At 61.1% G+C, this 22,070-nt stretch carries 21 protein-coding genes; 17 read left to right on the top strand and 4 right to left on the bottom strand.

Going from position 1 to position 22,070, the window contains the following annotated elements:
- Nucleotides 1-16: 16 nt before the first annotated feature.
- The 14 genes from EET67_RS20055 (at nt 17) to EET67_RS19990 (ending at nt 14,664) form a co-directional block, all read left to right on the top strand.
- Complete coding sequence (locus tag EET67_RS20055; protein ID WP_128627991.1) at nt 17-829, top strand: alpha/beta fold hydrolase; 813 nt, start codon at nt 17-19, stop codon at nt 827-829.
- Nucleotides 826-1,302: an SRPBCC family protein gene (locus EET67_RS20050; protein ID WP_128627990.1), complete on the top strand. Its 477-nt coding sequence runs from the start codon at nt 826-828 to the stop codon at nt 1,300-1,302. Before EET67_RS20055 ends, EET67_RS20050 begins: the two co-directional genes overlap by 4 nt.
- Nucleotides 1,289-2,158 (top strand): FAD binding domain-containing protein, encoded by an 870-nt coding sequence (locus tag EET67_RS20045; RefSeq protein ID WP_128627989.1) that lies wholly within the window; start codon nt 1,289-1,291, stop codon nt 2,156-2,158. The genes EET67_RS20050 and EET67_RS20045 overlap by 14 nt, the downstream gene beginning before the upstream one ends.
- Nucleotides 2,155-4,452: a xanthine dehydrogenase family protein molybdopterin-binding subunit gene (locus EET67_RS20040; protein ID WP_128627988.1), complete on the top strand. Its 2,298-nt coding sequence runs from the start codon at nt 2,155-2,157 to the stop codon at nt 4,450-4,452. The genes EET67_RS20045 and EET67_RS20040 overlap by 4 nt, the downstream gene beginning before the upstream one ends.
- Before the next feature lie 4 nt (nt 4,453-4,456).
- Entirely contained in the window at nt 4,457-4,969 is a 513-nt protein-coding gene (locus EET67_RS20035; RefSeq protein WP_128627987.1) for a (2Fe-2S)-binding protein, read from the top strand.
- Between the two features lie 38 nt (nt 4,970-5,007).
- Nucleotides 5,008-6,081, top strand: a complete 1,074-nt coding sequence (locus EET67_RS20030; protein ID WP_128627986.1) for an ABC transporter substrate-binding protein — start codon at nt 5,008-5,010, stop codon at nt 6,079-6,081.
- Nucleotides 6,078-6,920, top strand: a complete 843-nt coding sequence (locus EET67_RS20025; RefSeq protein WP_128627985.1) for an ABC transporter ATP-binding protein — start codon at nt 6,078-6,080, stop codon at nt 6,918-6,920. The genes EET67_RS20030 and EET67_RS20025 overlap by 4 nt, the downstream gene beginning before the upstream one ends.
- Nucleotides 6,917-7,780: an ABC transporter permease gene (locus EET67_RS20020; RefSeq protein ID WP_128627984.1), complete on the top strand. Its 864-nt coding sequence runs from the start codon at nt 6,917-6,919 to the stop codon at nt 7,778-7,780. The genes EET67_RS20025 and EET67_RS20020 overlap by 4 nt, the downstream gene beginning before the upstream one ends.
- 184 nt (nt 7,781-7,964) lie before the next feature.
- Nucleotides 7,965-8,876, top strand: coding sequence for a LysR family transcriptional regulator (locus EET67_RS20015; RefSeq protein WP_128627983.1), 912 nt, complete (start codon nt 7,965-7,967; stop codon nt 8,874-8,876).
- Nucleotides 8,877-9,007: 131 nt separating this feature from the next.
- On the top strand, nt 9,008-10,168 hold the full coding sequence (locus EET67_RS20010) for an ABC transporter substrate-binding protein (RefSeq protein WP_128628061.1): 1,161 nt from the start codon (nt 9,008-9,010) through the stop codon (nt 10,166-10,168).
- A 284-nt stretch (nt 10,169-10,452) separates the two neighbouring features.
- Complete coding sequence (locus tag EET67_RS20005; protein WP_128627982.1) at nt 10,453-11,451, top strand: ABC transporter ATP-binding protein; 999 nt, start codon at nt 10,453-10,455, stop codon at nt 11,449-11,451.
- Nucleotides 11,452-11,510: 59 nt separating this feature from the next.
- Nucleotides 11,511-12,416, top strand: a complete 906-nt coding sequence (locus EET67_RS20000) for an ABC transporter permease (protein ID WP_170313240.1) — start codon at nt 11,511-11,513, stop codon at nt 12,414-12,416.
- Nucleotides 12,406-13,221, top strand: coding sequence for an ABC transporter permease (locus tag EET67_RS19995; protein ID WP_128627980.1), 816 nt, complete (start codon nt 12,406-12,408; stop codon nt 13,219-13,221). Before EET67_RS20000 ends, EET67_RS19995 begins: the two co-directional genes overlap by 11 nt.
- A 15-nt stretch (nt 13,222-13,236) precedes the next feature.
- Entirely contained in the window at nt 13,237-14,664 is a 1,428-nt protein-coding gene (locus EET67_RS19990; RefSeq protein WP_128627979.1) for a gamma-aminobutyraldehyde dehydrogenase, read from the top strand.
- Nucleotides 14,665-15,228: 564 nt separating this feature from the next.
- On the opposite strand, the gene EET67_RS19985 is transcribed toward EET67_RS19990, so the two are convergent.
- The 3 genes from EET67_RS19985 to EET67_RS19975 form a co-directional block, all read right to left on the bottom strand.
- Nucleotides 15,229-15,654, bottom strand: coding sequence for a DUF1284 domain-containing protein (locus EET67_RS19985; RefSeq protein WP_128627978.1), 426 nt, complete (start codon nt 15,652-15,654; stop codon nt 15,229-15,231).
- Complete coding sequence (locus EET67_RS19980) at nt 15,651-16,241, bottom strand: biotin transporter BioY (RefSeq protein WP_128627977.1); 591 nt, start codon at nt 16,239-16,241, stop codon at nt 15,651-15,653. The genes EET67_RS19985 and EET67_RS19980 overlap by 4 nt, the downstream gene beginning before the upstream one ends.
- Before the next feature lie 134 nt (nt 16,242-16,375).
- The gene (locus tag EET67_RS19975; protein WP_128628060.1) at nt 16,376-16,999 is read right to left on the bottom strand and encodes a GntR family transcriptional regulator; all 624 of its coding nucleotides are present in this window, start codon (nt 16,997-16,999) and stop codon (nt 16,376-16,378) included.
- Between the two features lie 450 nt (nt 17,000-17,449).
- Between EET67_RS19975 and iolG the strand changes: the two genes are divergently transcribed.
- From iolG to EET67_RS19960, 3 genes are all read left to right on the top strand, one after another.
- A complete protein-coding gene (gene iolG, locus EET67_RS19970) occupies nt 17,450-18,475 on the top strand; it encodes an inositol 2-dehydrogenase (protein ID WP_128627976.1) in 1,026 nt (341 codons plus the stop codon).
- Between the two features lie 5 nt (nt 18,476-18,480).
- Nucleotides 18,481-19,266: an SDR family oxidoreductase gene (locus EET67_RS19965; RefSeq protein WP_425359537.1), complete on the top strand. Its 786-nt coding sequence runs from the start codon at nt 18,481-18,483 to the stop codon at nt 19,264-19,266.
- Nucleotides 19,267-19,668: 402 nt separating this feature from the next.
- Complete coding sequence (locus EET67_RS19960) at nt 19,669-20,925, top strand: ABC transporter substrate-binding protein (protein ID WP_128627974.1); 1,257 nt, start codon at nt 19,669-19,671, stop codon at nt 20,923-20,925.
- A 24-nt stretch (nt 20,926-20,949) separates the two neighbouring features.
- Here EET67_RS19960 and EET67_RS19955 read toward each other — a convergent pair whose 3' ends face one another.
- Nucleotides 20,950-21,933, bottom strand: coding sequence for an IS630 family transposase (locus EET67_RS19955; RefSeq protein WP_281011161.1), 984 nt, complete (start codon nt 21,931-21,933; stop codon nt 20,950-20,952).
- Between the last annotated feature and the right edge of the window lie 137 nt (nt 21,934-22,070).

The raw sequence follows: 22,070 nt of genomic DNA, 5'->3' as shown, positions 1-22,070 counted from the left end.
ACAATTGCAGGCGTCGATGGGAAGTGCACCTACCAACCAAATCTTGATGAAGGATGGAACCCCGATCAACTTTAGTATGATCGGGATGGGACCAGCTAGAATTGTGCTCTGCCACTCATTGGCGATGGACCACCGGTTCTGGCTACCAGTGGCACGGCAGCTTGGCGACGAGGCGGCCGTTCTCGTCTGGGATTGCCGCGGACATGGCGCATCGGGCAAGCCAAAAGGTCCTTACACAGTTGAGCTTTTTGCCGATGATCTCGCCGCCGTAATGGACGCCGTGGAGTGGCCAAGGGCGATCATTGGCGGCGCTTCCATGGGCGGGTGCGTGACCCTTGCCTTCGCCGGGCGGCATCGCCAGCGTGTCCAGGGGCTCGGCCTGTTCGACACGACTGCTTGGTACGGAGAGGACGCGCCTCAGGCTTGGTCGCAGCGTGCCGAAAAGGCCGTCGCCAACGGTTTGCCCGCATTGATCGATTTTCAACTCTCGCGCTGGTTCACCGACGCGTTCCGCCAGACGCAGCCGCAAATAGTCGAGGAATGTGTTTCGGTGTTTCTCGCCAATGATGTTGCCGCCTATGCCGAAAGCTGCCGCATGCTGAGCCGTGCGGACCTGCGCGACGTGCTGCCGACAATCGGCGCGCCGGTCGAGATCGTTGTGGGCGAGGAGGACTACGCCACGCCACCCAGCATGGCGCGTGCACTCGAGGCACGGATTGCAGGCGCCCGCCTGGATGTCATCGAGGGGGCTCGCCATCTGACACCGCTCGAACACCCCGATCGCATTGCCGCCCATCTACGGCGCCTCATCGAAAGACGAGCCTCATGAAATTCAGTGGTCAATTCACCGTGCCGGCCAATCGTCCGGCTGTCTTTGAACGCCTGCTCGATCCGTTGACACTTGGCAACTGCGTGGACGGCGTCCGCGACATCGAAACCATAGACGATCGCAATTACCGGGCGATCCTGGAAACGAAGCTCGCCTATATCCGCTTCCGGTTTGCCATCGATGTGGAACTGACCGAAATCGATGATCCCTCCCGCGTCGTCGTGCGTGCCGTCGGCAACCCACTCGGCGTCGTCGGTCGCATCGTCGCAGAAGCTGAAACCAGACTGGAGGAAAGGGAAGACGGGACCGTGGTTTCCTATGATCTCGACATGTCGGTTGCTGGCAAGCTCGGCAGCATCGGCCAACCAATTTTCCGGTCCAAGGCGAGGGAAATGGAAAACGCCTTCGCACGGAAGTTCAGCGAGACGTTCCGGCGAGATCAACTTCAGGAGGCCAGCGATGCGCGGTTTTGAACTGGTCCGTCCCGCTACGCTTGAGGAAGCAATCCGCCTGCTCGATACGGACGATCCGACCGTGCGGCCGCTTTCCGGCGGCACCGCCATCATGCAGATGATGAAAACCGGCATATTCAAGCCAAGCCGACTTGTCAGCCTGTCATCGCTGGCAGGTGACCATTCCGCCATCACACTCGACGACAAGGGCTTTCTTTCAATCGGTGCCATGACGACACTGGCTGCCGTCGAGCATTCGCAGGTCGTTTTGCAGCATGCTCCGCTGCTTCCCAAGGTGATGAAGCGCCTTGCCAATGTGCGGGTGCGCAATGCCGCAACCGTAGGCGGAGCCCTGGCACACGGCGACCCACATATGGATCTGCCTCCGGTTCTGGCCGCGCTCGATGCCGAAGTTATTGCCCAGGGTCCAGGCGGGCAGCGGCGAATCCCGGTGGCAGACCTTTATGCCGGATATTTCGAAACCGTCCTGCAGCGCGGCGAGATCATTGCATCAGTGTCCGTGCCCCCACGAAACGGGTGCAACAGCGTCTATCGCAAAACAACGACACGCACTGCGGATGACTGGCCGGCGCTCGGTGTCGCCACCTCGCTCGGGCGGGGGGAGGGCGTGCTGCAGCATGTGCGTCTCTTCGCATCCGCTGCAACGGAAAGGATGACAAGGCTTGGGAGTGCCGAGGCGCATCTGCGCGGCAACCGGCCCGAGGCCAAACTCTTGGAAGAGGCCGGCCGCATCGCGGCACAAGAGGTTGAAGTCATCGACGATGCCCATGGTTCGGCTGCCTATAAGGTCGCGCTCGTGGCCGTCCAGGTGCGGCGGGCATTGCACGAAGCCTTGCAGCAGGGGAGCGAGCAGTGAACATCAGACCCGAACTGACAAACCACCAGATCGGTCGCTCGGTACCGCGTCTGGAGGGCCCCGAAAAAGTCTCCGGACGGGCCTCCTATGTGCACAACCTCAAGCTGCCGGGCATGCTCTATGCCAAGATATTCCGCAGCACTGTGGCGCATGGCCGGATTTTATCGATCGACGTCTCTGCGGCGCGCATGATGGAAGGCGTTGAGCATGTCTTCACCGGTGAAGACGTCAAGACCATCGTTCCCAACCCCTATTTCGGACCGGCCTTCCATGACCAGCCCGTGCTTGCCATCGACAAGGTGCATTTCGTCGGCGAGCCGGTTGCCGTTGTGCTGGCACGCGATCCCTATGTCGCCGCCGAAGCCGCACAGCTGATCACTGCGGAATACGAGGAACTGCCCGCCGTGTTCGACGAGGTCGAGGCAATGCATTCCAAGGCGGTGGTTCACGAAGAACTGAAACCCGCCGGCACATTTCCCGATCTCAAGCATCTCGCCGGCCGTAAGGACACGAATATCGCGCTCGACTATCACCTGCGGCGCGGCGATCCCGTTGCCGGTTTTGCGCAAGCGGTGCATGTCTTCGAGCACGAATTCCGCACCCAGCAGGTCATGCATGTCCCGCTTGAGCCCATGGTCACGCTGGCCGAACCGCACCACAACACGATTATCATCCACACCGCCTCGCAGAGCCCGTCCTTCGTGCGCATCGAGATCGCCCGTCTTCTCGGCTGGCCGGAAAACCGGGTCCAGGTGAAGGTACCGCATCTCGGCGGCGGTTTCGGTGCCAAGCTTTACATCAAGTTGGAGGCGCTTGCCGCCTGCGCAGCACTGCTCGCCGGGGCTCCGGTCAAGGTCATGCTCCCGATGGAGGAGCAGTTCTACACCATCACCAAGCATGCCAGCACCTTTCGCATCAAAAGCGGGGTCGATCATGAAGGGCGGCTCCTGGCGCGGCACTGCGAGGTCTATTGGAACGGCGGCGCCTTTGCCGATATTGGACCGCGTGTTACCCAGAAATCCGGCTTCACTGCGCCTGGCCCTTACGACATCGACAATGTTTCGATCGACTCCTACGCGCTTTACACGAACCGGCCACCGGCGGGCGCGCTCCGCGGGTTCGGTATTCCGCAGCTTGTCTGGGCATATGAAAGCCACACCGACATCATCGCCCACGAACTCGGTATCGATCCGATCGAATTTCGCCGCCGCAACATCCTGAGGGACGACCGCCCGCAGGCGACGGGAACGCCGATGACGGACGCCGCGGTCGATGCGGTGCTCGAAAAGATCGCCGAGTGCATGCAGTGGGAAAGCGGCTCCAGACGCAAGAGCGATGATCCAACCAAGCGCTTCGGGCGTGGCATGGCGATCGGCTTCAAGGCATCGATCTCGCCGACAACGTCGGTAGCGGTCGTGAATGTTGCGGCCGATGGCAGCGTGGTGCTGCAGCTTTCCACCGTCGATATGGGCCAGGGCTCTGACACGGCGATGGCGCAGATCGTTGCCGAAATCCTGGAGGTCGCCGCCGAGGACGTGCGCATCGTTCATCCTGACACCGATGTCACGCCATACGATATGGCAACACTGGGCTCACGTTCGACTTTTCATATGGGACATGCCGTCAGGCTCGCCGCAGAGGACGCCAAGCGCAAGCTCGAGGAACTCGCGCACGCGATGGGCTTTACCGATCATGCGGTCTGGCAGCCGCGCGATCTTTTCCGTCGCAAATACGGCATGCAGGCGGGCAACGTCATCGGGGTGGGCACCTTCATTCCCGAATATCGCTCGCCCGATCCCGAAAACGGCCAGTCGGACAAGGTCACCCCTTTCTGGATGATCGGTGGAACCGGCGTGGAACTGGAGGTTGATGTCGAGACCGGGCATTTCCGGATACTGCGCATGATCAACGTCGCCGATCTCGGCACGCCGCTCAATCCGCGCATCGTCGAGACGCAACTTTCCGGTGCCTCGATGATGCAGCTTGGCTTCACCATGTTCGAGGAGATGCGCCTGGATGCCGGACAGGTCACCAACGCATCGCTTGCCGACTACAAGATCCCCGGCATCCAGGATGTTCCGGACGCCATTGAAAACGAGATCGTAGCCGCCCATCAGAGCAATGGCCCGTTCGGGGCGAAAGGTGTCGGTGAAACCGCGACCTTCGGTGTGTCTCCGGCGATTGCCAATGCCTTGTTCGATGCGGTCGGTGTTCGATTGACGCAACTGCCTTTGACGCCCGAGGCCGTGTTCATGGCCATGCGGGCCAAGGAGGGCGCTGCAAGTGGTGTGTAACGACATGAACGACAAGGCAGCGGTTGTGCGCCGTATCCGCTTCAGGCTGAATGGGCGACAGCGGGAGGCGCAGGTGGCCTCGCACGAGAATCTCGTCGATCTCCTGGTGCGGCTGGACCTGTTCGGCGCGCGCGAAAGCTGCGGGCAAGGCCTATGCGGCTGCTGCACGGTGCTTGTCGACGATATTGCCGTATCCGGCTGCCTTACGCTTGCCCAACTAGTCGATGGGTGCGAGGTCCATACGGTGGAGGGGCTTGCCGAAAAAGGAAAATTGGACTTCGTCCAACAGGCGTTCATTGACGAGGGTGCCTTCCAGTGCGGCTTTTGCACGCCGGGTTTCGTGATGATGACGCATGAACTGCTGAAGCGCATCCCGGAGCCGAGCGAGCCGGAAATCCGCGAGTATCTCTCGGGCAATCTTTGCCGTTGCGCAGCCTATCCCGAGATCATCCGTGCGGTTCAGACGGCCGCGCGCAACCGGCCGGACCCTGCTGGGGTGGCTGGCGAACACGCATGAAGTAACTCGATCAAGGTTCATGAAAGGGAGGACAAATCATGAAAATGAATCGCAGACAGTTTGGGTTTGGTGCCGGCGCCCTCGGGCTCAGTTCGGCGCTCGGGGGCAAACTGCTTGGTGTCGGCGCCGCCCGTGCAGCAGACGCCAAGTTTCAGGCGGCAAGCGGCATGCCGGTCAAATCCATCAGCTATGTGGCCCAGGAAGTCGCGGTTGCCAAAGGGTTCCTTGCCGAAGAACGGATGGAACTGGAAATCATCAACGCCGGCGGCGGTTCCAATCTGCGTGATCTCGTCGGGTCGGGGCAGATCGCATTCGGTGTCGCCGATTCCGCCCATCCCTTGCTGCTGACGAACCGTAACCGGCCGGCCAAGATCCTGCTTTCGCTGGATAGCCGGTCTCCGCTCGTCAGCATCGTTATCCGTCAGGAGCTTTACGACCAGGGGATCGATTCGATCCAGAAGCTGGCTGCGTGGCGGCGCAAGGACGGCAGCCAGCCGAACTTCGGCGTGACCTCGCTCGGGGGCGGCCAGCACGTCTACATCTCTTATCTGGCGGAGAAGCAGGGCGTGGCCGATCAATTCACATGGCTTGCCGGTGGCGGCGAGTCGACGATCCTCGGCGGCCTGTCGACCGGGCAGTTCGATGCGATTGCGGCGATGCCGAACCTCTCATTCATGGCGACAGAGCGCAAATGGGGGCAGGTTGTCTTCAATGTGGGCGACGACAAGCAATGGAACGCTGCTTTCGGCGGGCCGGTGCCCTCGACGGTCGCGTTCTGCCTCCAGCAAACCATCGACGCCAAGCCGGAAATGGTCCAGGCCTATGTCAATGGCCTGTACCGCGCGCTGCGGTGGCTCGATAAATCCTCAGTGGATGAAATCTACGAAGTCGTGGCGCCCCTTTATGCGGGAGACTTCGACGAAGAGACTATACGCCGCGAGATTGAATTCCTCGAGCCGATCCATAGTAAGGATGGTTCGGTAAAGGAGGACCAGTTTGCCAATCTCGCACCCGTCCTCTTCCGGGAGATGACCGCGATGAAGGAAGTGAGCTACCAGGACGCCGTAGATACGAGTTTCCTCGACAAGGCTCAGAAGGAATACGGCGAATGACATTCGCCCAACGCGATCTGGCGGTGGCGCCGGCCTCAGTGCCGGCAAACACCGGTCCGGTGCGGATTCGTGCGCGCGGTTTGTCGAAGGAATTTGAAATTGCCGGCAAACGACTGACTGCGGTCGACCGGGTCGATCTTGATATCCGCAAGGGCGAATTCGTTTCTCTCCTCGGACCATCGGGATGCGGCAAGAGCACCGTTCTCAACATGATTGCGGGGCTCATTCCTGCTTCCAGTGGCACCATCGAACTAGACGGCAAGCCTCTCGGCGCCGGTCATTTCAGCTCCAAGCTCGGCTATGTTTTCCAGCGTGACACAACCATACCCTGGCGCACGGTGAAGAAGAATGTCGGATTCGGCCTAGAACTTGCCGGTGTCGACCGTGCCTCGCGCGACAGGAGGGTGAACGAAGCGATCCAGCAGGCGCGGCTCAATGGCTTCGAGAATGCCTTCCCTGGCATGCTTTCCGGCGGCATGCGCCAGCGCGTCTCGCTGATGCGTGCACTGGTGATGGAGCCGGATATCCTGCTGATGGATGAGCCCTTCGGTGCTCTTGACGCTCACACCAAGACGGACATGCACCGCCTGCTTCTTGAGATATGGGAGCGCCAGCATCAGACCGTTATCTTCGTGACGCACGATCTCGCCGAGGCTCTTACGCTCTCCGACCGCATTATCCTTCTTTCGGCGCGTCCGGGACGGTTGAAGGAAGAGTTCGTCGTCGATTTCAAGCGCCCGCGCGATGCCGTCTCGCTGCGCGAGACACCCGAATATGCCGAATTGTTCTCGCGCGTCTGGCGTTCCCTGGGTGAAGAGATGAGCAAGGTGGGTGCATGATGGGCAGCCGAGCAACAGTTGTAGCCGCCCAGCTAGCGATCATCCTGTTGACGCTGGCTGTCTGGCAATGGGCCTTCGACCTGAAGCCGTACGCCGACTGGCTGGTGCCGGGGCTTCTCGATCCCTACTTCATTTCCAAGCCGTCCGAGATCTGGACCCAGCTTCTGCGCCTTGCCTGCCTGACAAACCCGACAGGCGACTGGCTGCTTGGGCAGGATGGGGCGGTGATGGCCTGTCTCGCGCAGAACGACAACAATCTTTGGATCGCCACGCTGGTGACCTTGACCAATACGCTCTGGGGGTTCGCGATCGGCGTCGCTTCCGGTTATATCGTGGGCCTGCTGCTTGGCCAGTCGACATTTCTGTCACGGGTTTTCGAGCCGTTCTTGGTGGCGCTCAACTCGATCCCGCGTATCGCTCTGGTGCCCATCGTCGTCATGATGTTCGGCATCGGCGATACCTCCAAGATCGTCACCGCATGGCTGCTGGTCTTCTTCCTGGTCTTCTTCAATACCTTCGAGGGCGCGCGTCAGGTCGACCAGACGCTGGTTTCGATGTCGCGGCTGCTGCAGGCGAAGGACTGGCAGGTGACATCGAAAATCATCATCCCGTCAACGCTCACCTGGGTCTTTGCCTCGCTGACGCCGGCAATCTCCTTTGCGCTGATCGGCGTGATCGTCGGCGAGTTCATCGGCGCTCGCCAAGGCCTCGGCCGCATCATGATGGAAGCGCAGGCGCGAGGTCAGTCCTCGGTGATGATGGCAACCGTCATCGTCCTGATGACCATCGGCGTGATTTTGGCTCTGGGCGTGAAAAGCATGCAGACCTATCTGCTGCGCTGGCAAAACACCGGGCACTGATAGCAGCAGCGATCGCAATCGTTCGGAAGGCGCGGCATCTGTGCAGTGCCTCGGCTTCTGCCGATAGTGCTCTCGTCGGTCAGCCCATGCCGGTAACGATTTTACAGCGGACAGTGCCTGCTATCGCAGCGCAGGCCATGCGAACGCCTTGCGCTGAGCCGCTTCATGCGCGCACATAGGCCGAATGGCATTCACGATCCGGCAGCTTCAATATTTCATCGCCGTCGCCGAGCAGGGCACTGTCTCTGGCGCGGCGCAGGCGCTATCTATTTCCCAGTCGGCCATCACCGAGGCAGTCAAGGAACTGGAGGCGGACCTTGGCGTCGCGCTGTTCGACCGCCATCCGCGCGGGCTGAGCATCACCCACAAGGGACACCAGTTTCTGCGCCACGCCACCAAGATCCTCGCGGACGTCACCGACGCACGCCGCGCCTTTTCGCATGAGACCGACGGCCCGCCGCAACGACTGCAGCTTGGCGTAACCTCACTGGTTGCCGGCTACGTCCTTTCCGATCTACTTGCCCGCTATCGTCGCGCCTTTCCGGAAGTCGAGGTCAGCGCCGTAGAGGACAATGGCGACTACCTCGAGCACCTGTTAATCGGTGGTGAACTCGATGTCGCGGTCATGGTGACATCTAATCTGCGCGACCGCATGGCACTTCAGGCCGAAATCATCGAACTCTCCGCCTACCGCCTGTGGCTGCCAATGGGACATCGCTTGGCGAGTGAGGAGATCATTGCGCTTGAAGATCTCCAGCCAGAGCCAATGATCATGCTGACCATAGACGAGATAGAGGAAAACACTGGCAAAATCCTGACTGTGCTCGGCAAGCGTCCGTATGTCGCCTTCCGCACCCGCTCGGTCGAGGCGGTGCGCAGCCTGGTTGCCACCGGCGCAGGCGTGGCACTGCTGCCAGACCTTGTTTACCGACCCTGGTCACTGGAAGGCGATCGTATCGAATCGCGTGACATTTCGGGTAGCCTGCCGGTAGTCCAGGTCGGCATGGTCTGGCGGCGCGGCTCCAGCCTCCCGCAGGCGGCGCGCGACTTCATTGGCATCGCCCAGTCGCAACGCACCGTGCGCCAGCGAGCCTAACCTTACGATATCGGAAAAGTCGATATCGGCTTTCTGATAAATGAATTTGTGAAACCGGCAATTTTCACGACACTTTCCCGCAGGGTTCGATGCCGCTGGAGGAGAAGGCGGCCCCAAGACGGGAGGAGATGATGAAGTCGTTCCTGAAATCGTGCACGGCGCTGACGGTGGCGTTGGCTTTCGCAGGTCAGGCCGCTGCCCAGGAGCCGTTGAAGGAGATCGGCCAGGGCGAAGGGGCGCTGTCGATTGTCGCCTGGCCGGGCTATGTCGAGCGCGGCGAGACCGACAAGGCCTATGACTGGGTGAGCGCTTTCGAGAAGGAAACCGGCTGCAAGGTTGCGGTCAAGACCGCCGCCACCTCTGACGAGATGGTGGCGTTGATGAACGAGGGCGGCTTCGACCTTGTCACCGCCTCTGGCGATGCTTCGCTGCGCCTGGTCGCGGGAAAGCGCGTGCAGCCGGTCAATATCGATCTCATACCGAGCTGGAAGACGGTGGACGAGCGTCTGCTGAACGCGCCCTGGTACACCGTCGATGGCGTGCACTACGGCGTCCCCTACCAGTGGGGACCGAACGTCCTGATGTACAACACCGACGTCTTCAAGGAAGCACCCAAGAGCTGGAGCGTTGTGTTCGAAGAACAGACATTGCCCGACGGCAAGTCGAACAAAGGCCGGGTGCAGGCCTACGACGGACCGATCTACATCGCCGACGCCGCCAACTATCTGATGGCGCACAAGCCGGAACTGGGCATCAAGGATCCCTATGAACTGAACGAGGACCAGTACAAGGCAGCCCTTGAACTGCTGCGCACCCAGCGCACGCTGGTCGGCCGCTACTGGCACGACGCCGCCATTCAGGTCGACGACTTCCAGAACGAGGGCGTCGTCGCTTCTAGCTCGTGGCCGTACCAGGTCAACACGCTGGTCGCCGCCAAGCAGCCGATCTCCTCGACCGTTCCGGAGGAAGGGGCCACCGGCTGGGCCGACACCACCATGCTGCATGTCGACGCCGAGCATCCCAACTGCGCCTATATGTGGATGGAGCATTCGCTGCAGCCGAAGGTGCAGGGCGACCTCGCCGCCTGGTTCGGGTCGGTGCCGGTCGTGCCGGCCGCCTGCAAGAACAATGAGTTGCTTACCGAAGATGGCTGCGCCATCAACGGCTTCGACAATTTCGAGAAGATCAAGTTCTGGAAGACGCCGGTGTCCAAGTGCGCCACCCAGAATGACCAGTGTGTGCCCTACTACCGCTGGGTGTCCGACTATATCGGCGTCATCGGCGGACGGTGAGGTTCTGTTGAGCAAGCGGTGTCGGCACGATATTGCCGGCGCCGCCCTTTGACCAGCACCCCTTATCCGATCCCGGATCGAGTCCGGGTCGGCCACCTTCTCCCAAGGGGAGAAGGAAAATTTGCACTAGCCTCGCCGTTAATTGCAAACGCACGAGGTGGGCCATGACAGCAACGCCACCCCTCCTTTCTGCCCCTGTGGGAGAAGGTGGCCGCGCACAGCGAGGTCCGTTGAGGGGTGCTGAAAAAGACGTGGTATCGCGATCATGAATCGAGACCTGACCCATGACCCCAGCCGTCTCTTTCCAGAAAGTCTCGCGCCATTTCGGCGCCGTGAAGGCCGTTGATACTGTCGATCTTGACATCGCGCCGGGTGAATTCTTCGCCATGCTGGGACCTTCCGGCTCTGGCAAGACGACCTGCCTGCGGTTGATCGCCGGCTTCGAGCAGCCGACGGCAGGCTTGATCGCAATCTTCGGGGAGCGCGCCGAAGGAGTGCCGCCCTATCGGCGCAACGTCAACACGGTGTTCCAGGATTATGCGCTGTTTCCGCACCTAAACATTCTGGACAACGTCGCTTACGGCCTGATGGTCAAGGGCATCGGCAAGGCCGAGCGCCATAAGGCGGCCGAAGAGGCGCTCTCGCTGGTACGCCTTCCCGGCTATGGCGAACGGCGTCCCAGCCAGCTTTCGGGCGGCCAGCGGCAACGGGTGGCACTGGCGCGCGCGCTAGTCAACCGGCCGAAGGTACTCCTGCTCGACGAGCCGCTCGGCGCGCTCGACCTCAAGCTGCGCGAAAACATGCAGGACGAATTGAAGTCGTTGCAGAAGGTTCTCGGCATCACCTTCGTCTTCGTCACGCACGACCAGGGCGAGGCGCTGTCGATGGCCGACCACGTCGCCGTATTCAACGATGGCAGGATCATGCAGGTCGGTACGCCGCGGGACATCTACGAGCGGCCCCGCACCCGTTTCGTCGCAGATTTCGTCGGCTCTTCCAACGTGCTGCCGCCGGATTTCGTCCAGCGCTATTCCGGCCAGCGCCGCTGGGGCAGCCTGCGGCCGGAGGCGATCCGCGTTGTCAAGTCGACCCGCGACGACGGCCTATCCGCGCGCCTGGTTTCGGCCAACTATCTCGGTGCGACGACACGGCTGGCGCTCGATGCCGACGGCCTGAGGCTGCACGCCGTGGTGCCCGCCGGCACCAGTCTGCCGGAAGAAGGCGAAGCGCTGGTTTTGACCTTCAACCGCGACCAACTTCATCTGATGGACGAGCCCGCATGAGTGTGTCGACCGTCAGCCAGTACAGCGCCGCGCCGGCCATCCTCCCGGCTGCGAGCGGCATGCGCGGCGTGCTGTCGGACGCCTTCTGGCGCCGGCCGAAGCTGCTGCTCCTGCTCATGCTCCTGCCGCCGGTGCTGTGGCTGGGTATCATCTATATCGGTTCGCTATTCGCGCTGCTTTTGCAGAGCTTCTTTTCGATCGACGAGTTCTCCGGCCTGATTAACCGCGAATTCACGCTGAAAACCTATGGCGACCTGTTCCAGGCCGCCAACCTCGACATCATCTTGCGCACCGTCACCATGGCGGCGACGGTGACACTGGCTTCCGCCGTCATTGCCTTTCCCATCGCCTACTATGCCGCCCGCTATGCGCGCGGCCGCTGGAAGGCCCTGTTCTATCTTGCCGTGATGCTGCCCTTGTGGTCGAGCTACCTGGTCAAAATCTATGCCTGGAAGCTGATCCTTGCCAAGGAAGGCATCCTGACCTGGCTGTTCGCCAAACTGAACCTTCTGTGGCTGCTCGATGCTTGGCTTTCGCTGCCGGTCGTGGGCGGCAATTCACTATCGGTGTCTTTCACCGGCACCTTCATCGTCTTTGTCTATGTCTGGCTGCCCTTCATGATCCTGCCCATGCAGGCCGCGCTCGAACGCGTGCCCGGCAATCTGATCGAAGCCTCTGCCGACCTCGGCGCCTCGCCCGGCCAGACCTTCCGCAACGTGCTTTTGCCGCTGGCGCTTCCTGGCATCGTTGCCGGCTCGATCTTCACTTTCTCGCTGACGCTCGGCGACTACATCATCCCGCAGGTCATTGGCACCTCGCGGCTGTTCATCGGCCAGGCCGTCTATACACAACAGGGCACCGCCGGCAACATCCCGCTTGCCGCGGCCTTTGCCGTCGTGCCAATCGTCATAATGGGCCTCTATCTGTGGATGGCCAAGCGCATGGGGGCTTTCGATGCGCTCTGATCACGGCCAGATCGCACCCCTCGGCTTGAAGATCGCCGCCAGTTTCGGCCTCCTGTTCCTGCATGCGCCGATCCTGCTCATCTTCGTCTATGCGTTCACCACCGAGGAGAAGAGCTACCAGTGGCCGCCGCCGGGACTAACCGCGCAGTGGTTCGCCGTGACCTGGAACCGGCCGGACGTGTGGGAGGCGCTGTCGCTGTCGGTGCGGGTTGCGGCCATCTCCACCGCCGTCGCGCTGGTGCTGGGCACGCTGTGCGCGGCGGCTGTGTCGCGCTCGAAGTTCTTCGGCCGTGAGACGATCTCGCTACTGGTTATCCTGCCGATCGCACTGCCCGGCATCATCACCGGCATCGCACTGCGCTCCGCCTTCGCATTGACCGATATCCCGTTCTCGTTCTGGACGATCGTGCTCGGCCACGCCACCTTCTGCGTCGTGGTGGTCTACAACAACGCGGTTGCCCGTTTCCGCCGCACTTCCGGCTCGATGATCGAGGCGTCGATGGATCTCGGCGCCGACGGTGTCCAGACCTTCCGCTATGTCGTGCTGCCCAACATCGCCACGGCACTGCTTGCCGGCGGCATGCTGGCCTTCGCGCTGTCGTTCGACGAGGTCATCGTCACCACCTTTACCGCCGGCCAGCAGCAGACGCTGCCGATCTGGATGCTGGAGGAACTGATCCGCCCGCGCCAGCGCCCGGTCACCAATGTGGTGGCCATGGTGGTGGTGCTGGTGACGCTGCTGCCCATCCTCTTTGCCTACTACCTCACCCGCGACGGCGACCAGATCGCCGGATCGGGTAAATGATCAAAGGAGAGTTCCATGCACACCGAGATGCTGATCGGCGCGAAATTCCAGAAAGGCACCGAAGCCGAGGAGCCGATTCTGAACCCGAGGACCGGCGAAACAATTTTCAACCTTCCTGAAGCCAGCGCCGCACAGATCGACGCGGCCGTCGCGGCCGCCGAAAATGCATTTGCCTTCTGGTCGCGCACCACACCGGGCCAGCGCGCCGGATACCTCTTGCAGATCGCCGACCGCATCGAAGCTGAAGCCGAGGCGTTTGCGAAACTTGAGGCATTGAACTGCGGCAAGCCTATCAATGCCGTCCTCAACGACGAGATCCCCGCAATCGTCGACTGCTACCGGTTCTTTGCCGGCGCGGTGCGCACCATGCCCGGCCAAGTGGCCGGCGAATACCTGCCCGGCCATACCTCAATGGTCCGGCGCGACCCCATCGGCATCGTTGCTTCCATCGCACCGTGGAACTATCCCCTGATGATGATGGCCTGGAAGCTAGCGCCGGCCATCGCCGGTGGCAACACGGTGGTGTTCAAGCCGTCCGAACAGACGCCGCTGACAGCGCTGAAACTGGCACGCATCCTGACCGAGATCCTGCCGGAAGGTGTGGTCAATGTCGTCCTCGGACGTGGCGAAAGCGTCGGCAGTCCTCTGATCAACCACCCCAAGATCAACATGATCTCGATCACCGGCGACGTCGCCACCGGCAAGAAGGTGTTGCAGGCCGCCGCCAAATCGGTGAAGCGCACGCATCTGGAACTCGGCGGCAAGGCGCCGGTCATCGTGTTTGACGATGCCGACCTTGCTGCGGTCGTGAGCGGCCTGCGCGCCTTCGGCTACTACAATGCCGGTCAGGACTGCACGGCGGCCTGCCGCATCTATGCCGGCAGGAAAATCTACGACAAGCTGGTCGCGGACCTGTCGTCTGCCGTGTCAACCATAAGATACAACCGGCCCGACGATACCGAAAACGAAATCGGCCCGCTGATCTCGCGCCGCCAGCGCGACCGCGTTGCCTCCTTCGTGGAGCGCGCGGCCGAACTGAAGCACATCGAGATCACGACAGGCGGCAAGCCAGGCGAAGGGTCTGGCTTCTTCTACCAGCCCACGGTCGTCGCCGGTGCGCTGCAGGATGACGAGATCGTGCGCCGCGAAGTTTTTGGCCCGGTGGTTTCCGTCACTTGCTTCTCCGATGTTGACGAGGCGGTGAACTGGGCCAACGACAGTGACTACGGCCTCGCCTCCTCGGTTTGGACCAAGGATGTCTCGCGAGCCATGTCCACTGCCGCCCGTCTGCAATATGGATGCACCTGGATCAACACGCACTTCATGCTGGTGAACGAGATGCCGCATGGCGGCCTCAAGCAGTCGGGTTACGGCAAGGACATGTCGCTCTATGCGCTGGAAGATTATACGACCGTTCGCCACGTGATGATCGCGCACGGGTAAGAGGAGGGAAAACGATCCAACGCGCCAATCTCTTTTGTCGCTGCTGCCGCGAGCGTTGCTGTGGCGTCAGACTACGTTCGCTATGGCGATTGGGTATTGTCAAGCTGGCGGGGTCGGCGCTGGCGGGCGTGCAGTTCAGGATCGAAGAGTTGATTGTTGTAATGGCAGAGATCGCGGGCAATCCGCGACCCATAGATCACTGTTTGGGCAAGAGACGGACCGCCTGAGATTTTCCCTTCGGTGGCGTCCGCCATCTCAGGAACGGGACACTCCAGCGGAAAGGTGATGCATCATTGTCTCATCGTCACCTGGAGGTGACACGTGCCCTGATCGTCTTGGGGGCGGCTGCAAGGCTGCATCTGACTCAGCTGACGGTAACTCATCTCATCCGGATGTGGGGGAACGGCTGGGCTTTGTGCTGTTCACCAGACAGTTGGGACGGCTATCGCCGACCAGGACGGCGAAACGGCTTCGTCATCATCCGCGCGGTGCGTTACCCTTTGCCTGATATACGGTTGGCATGGGCGTACGCCTCACAGAAAGCCTGACTTGCAGATATTCTCCCTAATAGTCTTTAAGGACGGCACCGCGATAGCCGTCTGTCGCGATTGAGCTGCACAGATCATACCACTGGCAGCCGACGCATGCGTTACGCACCTTGCCGGCTGAAAACGCTTCACGAATCCGCCAGAGAAAAGCTGCGTCGAGCACCATTTTTTGCCCGTCCCCAACTGGAACGGCCAGCAGCGCGCTCACATCCCGAACCGCGAGGCGATCGCGTTCGGTGACGCTTTCGCATACGCAATGCGGGTCGGCGTCATTGAGAAGCGGTGCGCAAATATCGTCGGGACCGGACACGATCAGAATGTCCTCGCCGCGGGCTACTCGCTCCGCGATCACATCGTAATTGGCTGTGAACGCGGGGCTATAGCCCTTGCCCACATAGGTCAGCAGGCAAAGCAAATGGTGCGGCCGGAGACGAATCGTCATTCAGTCGGGTGCATCTTGCCGCGCGAGAGAAGCCTGAGCACGGCCGCGCCAAGCGCTGACTTGAGGACCCCGCCGACGATGAAGGGCATTACACCGTGCACGATCGCCTGTTCGGCCCCGATCATGGCCGCCAGCCAGGCGGCGCCGAGGGCCAGGCAAAGGGCGTTGCTCATGAGCATGCCGAGGAAGGCCAGAACCACCCGGTTTCCGTTCCAGCCGCGCTCGGCCAACCAGCCCATGAGTGCACCCGCAACAGGGAATGCGAACAGATAGCCGCCGGTCGGACCGGCGAAGTGGTGTGCGCCCGCCGCCCCTCCAGCCAGCACGGGCATACCAAGAGCGCCTTCAATGAGCCAGGCAGTTATCGTGATGCCGCCCAGCCGCCAGCCATAGAGCGCACCGACCATCGTGACGGCGAAGGTCTGCATGGTGATGGGCACCGGCACCATCGGCACTTGGATGTAGGAGGACAGGGCGAGAAATAAGGTGCCGAGAACGACAGCGCCAACCTGCCACGTCAGCGGCCGGCCGCGAAGATCGAGAGGACTGAAAACGGGTTCAATGGTTGAACTGGTGGCAGTGGGCATGCAAATCTCCCGGAAATATTATTGATAATTTCAAGATTCTATCGCTAAATAATTCCCACAGGACAACGCAGTTGGCAAGAGGCATTGGCGAATGTGCCCCTTCCGCGAATCTCATTGCGCCGCAAAAGGCCGAATTACCGGGGTTTTTGGCCGATCCACTGGACATGCCTGAACAGCACCGAGGCGGCAGCCTCCACTTGCCCGGCGCGCAGCGCGGCAAGGATCGCCCGATGGTCACGGTCAGTCGGCGCTTCCCATTCCGCACGCCATCCCGAGAACAGGAAACGGGCGCTTGCCGTGTGCAGATCGTCGATGGCCTTGAGCAGGCGCGGCATGGCGCAGGGGGCAAGAATGAGGCGATGGAACTGACGGTTGGTTTCTTCCCAGGCCTCAACTTCGCCTGCCCTGTCTCCCGCCCTGGTGGCATCCTCTGCCTGGTCAAGAATGGCTTTGGTCAGATGGGGTGCAGCGTTGCGCAGCGCCAGCACTTCAAGTGCTGCGCGCATCTCGGCCACTTCCTTGACTTCTTCGACGCTGAACCCCGCAACACGCACCCCCTGGCGTGGTTCGCTGACGACAAGCCCTTGCGATTCCAGTCGCCGGAATGCTTCTCGCACCGGTACGTGGCTCGCGCCGAACTCCTTGGCAATATGATCTTGTCGCAGCTTCGCGCCAGCCTCGATCGCACCGGAGATGATCCGTTCGGCAAGCATTTTGCTGATCTGGACGGCGATCGTATCGGCTTTGGCTGTGGTCATGATTTTATAGATAATCGAGTCAGGCTTCACGGTCGAGAGCTCGCAGACCATCATACAAGCTTTCGACCGATAGCGTGGAGGACGTCGGTGGATCAGTTCGTTCAGGGCGTCGCGATTGAAGACAATACGATCTCCTCGCGTAAGTGGACCAGAAGCTCGTGACCGTCGGCGCGCTTCCCGCTCGGGCGTGGTCGACATCCCGATCACGCAGGAACGCTGGGGCGAGGGGCCAGGCGCCCGCATTGAAAGAACTGCAGGAACAGCCTCCGGTCGTAATGCCCAGTTTCATAGATGCGCCGGCGCGCTGCTGGATCGGTAGCCATTAAAGCTAGCCATTTCATCCTGATCCGATTCCGAATTGCCGTTGGGCTGCAGGGCTCGTCGCAACTGCTGGCGGCCGGTGGTACAAGTCAAAATGGAAACTTCTAAGAAATCAGAAGTGAGGGTGTCATGACAGTTCGCTTTGGCCTGCTTGGCGCCGGCCGTATCGGCAAGGTGCACGCCCAAGCCGTAGGGTCCAATACACAAGGGCGTCTGGTCGCCGTCGCCGACACCTTTGAAAAGGCTGCGAAGGAGATTTCAGCCGCCTATGGTGCCGAGGTCCGGACGATTGAGGCCATGGAAAGGGCCTCCGACATCGACGCCGTGGTCATTTGCACGCCGACGGATACGCACGCCGACCTAATTGAGCGCTTCGCGAGGGCAGGAAAGGCGATTTTTTGCGAGAAGCCCATCGATCTTGACGTGAAGCGCGTCGAAAAGTGCCTTGCCGTGGTCGACAAGACCAGGGCCGCGTTGATGGTCGGCTTCAACCGCCGCTTCGACCCGCATTTCGCCGCCGTGCGCAAGGCGATCGACGAGGGTGCCATCGGCGCGGTTGAAATGGTTACGATTACGTCCCGTGACCCTGGTGCGCCGCCGCTCGATTACGTCGCTCGTTCCGGCGGTATCTTCCGCGACATGACCATCCACGACTTCGACATGGCGCGCTTCCTGCTTGGTGAGGAACTGGTCGCGGTCAGCGCACATGCTTCCGTTCTCGTCGATAAGAAAATCGGGGAGGCCGGCGATTTCGACAGCGCCAGCGTCATCCTCGAGACAGCGACGGGCAAGCAGTGCGTGATCTCCAATTCGCGTCGCGCAACATACGGTTACGACCAGCGCATCGAAGTCCATGGCTCCAAGGGCATGATCGCGGCGGAAAACCAGCGGCCGGTGTCGATCGAACTCGCTAACGAGAAAGGCTACACCCGACCGCCTCTTCACGACTTCTTCATGACCCGCTACATTGATGCCTATGCCAACGAGATCGTCGCCTTCATTGCCGCGGTGACGGCCGGCACGAAGACCAGCCCGAGCGGCCAGGATGGACTTGCCGCACTCAAACTGGCCGATGCCGCACTGAAATCGGTGAAGCAACGCAAGGCCATCCGCCTCGACACGGCAGCTGAACGGAACCTGGGGCCAATGTCGTGAGCGGAATGGACAATCGGAATTCCGAGACGCGTGCCATCGTAACCGGAGGCGCGCAAGGCATTGGTTTCGCAGTTGCCGAAGCCCTGGCGGATGAAGGCTGCAAGGCCTTGGCGCTGGTCGGGCGGTCGCAAGAAAAGGGCGAGCGTGCAGCGGCGGTGTTGAAGAAGAAAGGCATCGACGTCATCTTCATCGCCGCCGATGTCGCCAAGGTGGCTGATTGCAGGCGCGCAGTCGACACGGCGCTCAGGCATTTCGGTACCATCAATGGGCTGGTGAACTCGGCAGCCACATCGGCACGCGGATCCTTGATCGAAACCAGCGAAGATCTGTTTGACCAGATTTTTGCGACCAATGTGCGCGGTCCGTTTTTCCTGATGCAGGGCGTTGTCGCGCATCTTCTCGGACGCAAGGCACCGGGCTCCATTGTCAATGTGCTGTCGATGTCGGCGCATGCCGGCCAGTCGTTCCTGACGCCGTATTCGACCAGCAAAGGTGCCCTGATGACGCTGACCAAGAATGTCGCCAATTCCTATCGGGCAAACCGTATCCGCTGCAATGCGGTGCTGCCAGGCTGGATGGACACCGAAGGTGAGGCGATCGTGCAGGCGACATTCCACAATGCGCCAGCCGACTGGCTGGAACGAGCTGAAGCCGCGCAGCCGATGGGACAGCTTGTGAAGCCGGCGCAACTGGCACGGCTGATCACCTACATGTTGAGCCCGCAGTCCGGCGTCATGACTGGCTCGCTCGTCGATTACGACCAGAACATTGCGGGTGTGATCGGAGAGTAGCGGGCGTCTAATCCCGCAGTGAACAGAGCGGAGAGCCACCTCACCGTCCGTGTCCTCGTCGCCGAGCGCATATTGCGCCAAATTCGCCAGTGGCCTGGGAGTCTTCCTCCCCTTCAACTGAAGCCGCCAAGCTGATAAAATGGAGGTTGCATCGAGCCTCAGTGCACCTGCGGGAGATGTGGGTTGTGGCGACTCACAAACTGCCCGCGGTATTGATGTTTTGGCGGTCCAAGTGGTCTTCTGCGCCGTTCGCACACCCCCTTCAAACGTCGCCGACTGCGACGAAGTGCTCGCGCGCTTCGTGAACGGCCGGACTTTGTGCACGCGGCTCTGGCACCGGTCCCGGCTGCTGGCGCGCCAATGAGGCAGTCGTGGATCAGGGAGGGGGGAGGGAGAACTATGATGATTTACAAACTTCTTTTCTCTGTCGCCTTCGCGCTGTCGTCACTGGTTGTGGCGAACGCCTGGGCCGATATAGCCGTGCTCGTTCCGTCAGGAAGCGAGGGAGATGGCCTCAGGGCCGCCGCGGCCGACTATGCGAAGCTGAAGGGCACCAAGGTCGAGATCGTCCAGGCGCCCTATAGCAACGTCTTCGAGCAGGCAGCCAACGCCGGTCAGACCAAATCAGGCGCCTTCGACATCGTACTCATGGACGATCCGTGGATTCCGTTCTTTGCGGAAAACGCGCACCTTGAGGATTTGACCCCATACTTCAAGAACGCCGGGCTGGAAGGGCCGGACGATGACTTCCTGTCGAAGTCACTGGCCATCTGTCGCAATCCCTATGACACCGGGCCCTATGTGTGCTTGCCCTATGTTGGAAACGCGCAGATGTTCTTCTATGACGCCGCCAAATTCAAGGAAGCCGGCGTCGATGCACCGAAAACGTGGGACGACGTGCTGAAAGCAGCCAAGGCGCTCTCCGAAGAGGGCGGCGGCCGCTATTTCGGTTACGTTTTCCGGGGCGGCCAGGGAAACCCGGTCGTCGCTGATTTCATGCCAATCTTCTGGTCCTATGGAGCGGACATGTTCAACGCGGACCGGACGAAAGTGACGATCGACACGCCCGAGGGCGCTGCGGCAATGAAGACTTTCATGGCCTTGCGCGATGTCTCGCCAAAGGGAGTTGAGAGCTACAACGCCAACGAGGTCGGTCAAGCCATGGCGGCAGGCACCGCAGCCTCCTCGATCAACTGGCCGAACTGGGTTGCGACTTTCGAAGATCCGAGCCAGTCGAAGATGGTCGGCATGATCTCCTACTCGCCGATCCCTGCCGGCACAAAGCCGGGCAGCTCGGAAATCGGCCACTGGACAATGGGCATCATGGCCGCCGCCAAGAACAAGCAGGAAGCTTTCGATTTCATGCTGTGGGCGACCTCAGCCGAGCAGATCAAGATCTCGGCCGAGCGCGGCAACCCACCCGTGCGTAAGTCGGTCTTCACCGATACCGGGCTGACCAGCCAGGAAAAGTTCCGGCACTATCCGGTGCTCATGGAAGCGATCGAGGCCTCGACGCCGCGGCCGCGTCATCCGAAATGGCCAGAGATCGAGAATGCGTTCGGGATAGAGCTTTCCAAGGCTGTCGCCGGAACGGAGTCGCCGGAAGAAGCACTCAAGAAGTCCCAGGCCGCGGTCGAGGAGATAACCGGCATCAAATAGCCCAATCGGCTGCTTTAGAGCCTTTCAGGTTTTGACAGAAGCATATCCTGCGTTTTGGATGTAGTTTGTGCATTCTGGGGGTTCGATGGTTGAGACGAGGTGGCCGATGTGTCGCCACGTCTCTTCGATGGTTCGCTTTTGAGCGATGCGCATCCAGTGTTTGATTTTGGCGAAGGTCTGCTCGATGGGGTTGAGATCGGGCGAATAAGGCGGCAGGAACCAGAGCCTTGCGCCAGCGGCCGTTATCATCTTGCGGACGTCGGCCGATTTATGCGAGCCGAGATTGTCCATGACGACGATGTCGCCCGGTTCGAGCACGGGCACGAGTTGCTGCTCGACCCAGGCACGGAAGCACTGGCCGTTGATCGGGCCATCGAAGACGCAAGGGGCTGTCAGCCGGTCCCAGCGCAGCGCGCCGAGGAAGGTGAGCGTCTTCCAATGGCCATGGGGGGCGAAGCCGCGCAGACGCTTGCCCTTCGGACCCCATCCGCGCAGCGGAGCCATGCTGGTTTTGATCCAGGTCTCGTCGACGAACACCAGCCGGCGCGGATCGAGGCCGGATTGGAAGGAACGCCAGCGCTGTCGTCGGCGGGCAATGTCGGCTCGGGCCTGCTCAAGAGCGAACAGCGTTTTTTTGAACCGCAGACCCTCGCGACGCAGGAACTGCCACACCGTGTCGTGGGACACTTTCACCCCGCGCGCGGCCAGTTCATCCTTCAGCCCATGCAGCGTCAGATGCGGCACCTGGTTGATCCGCTCCACGATGAACGCCCGATGCGGCGCCAGAATACGCTTGCGATGCCCGCCCATCTTGCCGGGTGCCACAGATCCGCCCGAACGGTAGCGTTGAGACCACTTCACCGCCGACGACACAGCGACACCGAACCGGGCTGCGACCGAGCGGCAGCTCTCGCCGGAAAGAACTGCCGCCACCACCCGCTCGCGTAGATCATTGGAAAGAGGTGCTGTCATAAGATGCTGGCCTCCACTCCAGCCAGCATCTTGAATCACAAAACACCCAAAAACGGAATCTGGAGGCTTCTGTGAGGTCCGCGGGCAGGACGGAGCGGCCGAGTTGGCTGTCGGACCTCATTGCAAGCCGGATTGAACGGGGCCGCGGGCAGGACTGGCGCTATGGGGATTGT

This window comes from Borborobacter arsenicus (assembly GCF_003934165.1).
GTDB lineage: Bacteria > Pseudomonadota > Alphaproteobacteria > Rhizobiales > Rhizobiaceae > Pseudaminobacter > Pseudaminobacter arsenicus.
This window is presented reverse-complemented; position numbering and strand designations above follow the sequence as displayed.

What these genes read in the sequence shown, in the direction of transcription:
- EET67_RS20055 (WP_128627991.1), top strand. Translation starts at nt 17, where the DNA reads ATGGGAAGTGCACCTACCAACCAAATCTTGATGAAGGATGGAACCCCG.
- EET67_RS20050 (WP_128627990.1), top strand. Translation starts at nt 826, where the DNA reads ATGAAATTCAGTGGTCAATTCACCGTGCCGGCCAATCGTCCGGCTGTC.
- EET67_RS20045 (WP_128627989.1), top strand. Translation starts at nt 1,289, where the DNA reads ATGCGCGGTTTTGAACTGGTCCGTCCCGCTACGCTTGAGGAAGCAATC.
- EET67_RS20035 (WP_128627987.1), top strand. Translation starts at nt 4,457, where the DNA reads ATGAACGACAAGGCAGCGGTTGTGCGCCGTATCCGCTTCAGGCTGAAT.
- EET67_RS20030 (WP_128627986.1), top strand. Translation starts at nt 5,008, where the DNA reads ATGAAAATGAATCGCAGACAGTTTGGGTTTGGTGCCGGCGCCCTCGGG.
- EET67_RS20025 (WP_128627985.1), top strand. Translation starts at nt 6,078, where the DNA reads ATGACATTCGCCCAACGCGATCTGGCGGTGGCGCCGGCCTCAGTGCCG.
- EET67_RS20020 (WP_128627984.1), top strand. Translation starts at nt 6,917, where the DNA reads ATGATGGGCAGCCGAGCAACAGTTGTAGCCGCCCAGCTAGCGATCATC.
- EET67_RS20015 (WP_128627983.1), top strand. Translation starts at nt 7,965, where the DNA reads ATGGCATTCACGATCCGGCAGCTTCAATATTTCATCGCCGTCGCCGAG.
- EET67_RS20010 (WP_128628061.1), top strand. Translation starts at nt 9,008, where the DNA reads ATGAAGTCGTTCCTGAAATCGTGCACGGCGCTGACGGTGGCGTTGGCT.
- EET67_RS20005 (WP_128627982.1), top strand. Translation starts at nt 10,453, where the DNA reads ATGACCCCAGCCGTCTCTTTCCAGAAAGTCTCGCGCCATTTCGGCGCC.
- EET67_RS20000 (WP_170313240.1), top strand. Translation starts at nt 11,511, where the DNA reads ATGCGCGGCGTGCTGTCGGACGCCTTCTGGCGCCGGCCGAAGCTGCTG.
- EET67_RS19995 (WP_128627980.1), top strand. Translation starts at nt 12,406, where the DNA reads ATGCGCTCTGATCACGGCCAGATCGCACCCCTCGGCTTGAAGATCGCC.
- EET67_RS19990 (WP_128627979.1), top strand. Translation starts at nt 13,237, where the DNA reads ATGCACACCGAGATGCTGATCGGCGCGAAATTCCAGAAAGGCACCGAA.
- EET67_RS19985 (WP_128627978.1), bottom strand. Translation starts at nt 15,654, where the DNA reads ATGACGATTCGTCTCCGGCCGCACCATTTGCTTTGCCTGCTGACCTAT.
- EET67_RS19980 (WP_128627977.1), bottom strand. Translation starts at nt 16,241, where the DNA reads ATGCCCACTGCCACCAGTTCAACCATTGAACCCGTTTTCAGTCCTCTC.
- EET67_RS19975 (WP_128628060.1), bottom strand. Translation starts at nt 16,999, where the DNA reads ATGACCACAGCCAAAGCCGATACGATCGCCGTCCAGATCAGCAAAATG.
- iolG (WP_128627976.1), top strand. Translation starts at nt 17,450, where the DNA reads ATGACAGTTCGCTTTGGCCTGCTTGGCGCCGGCCGTATCGGCAAGGTG.
- EET67_RS19965 (WP_425359537.1), top strand. Translation starts at nt 18,481, where the DNA reads ATGGACAATCGGAATTCCGAGACGCGTGCCATCGTAACCGGAGGCGCG.
- EET67_RS19960 (WP_128627974.1), top strand. Translation starts at nt 19,669, where the DNA reads ATGATTTACAAACTTCTTTTCTCTGTCGCCTTCGCGCTGTCGTCACTG.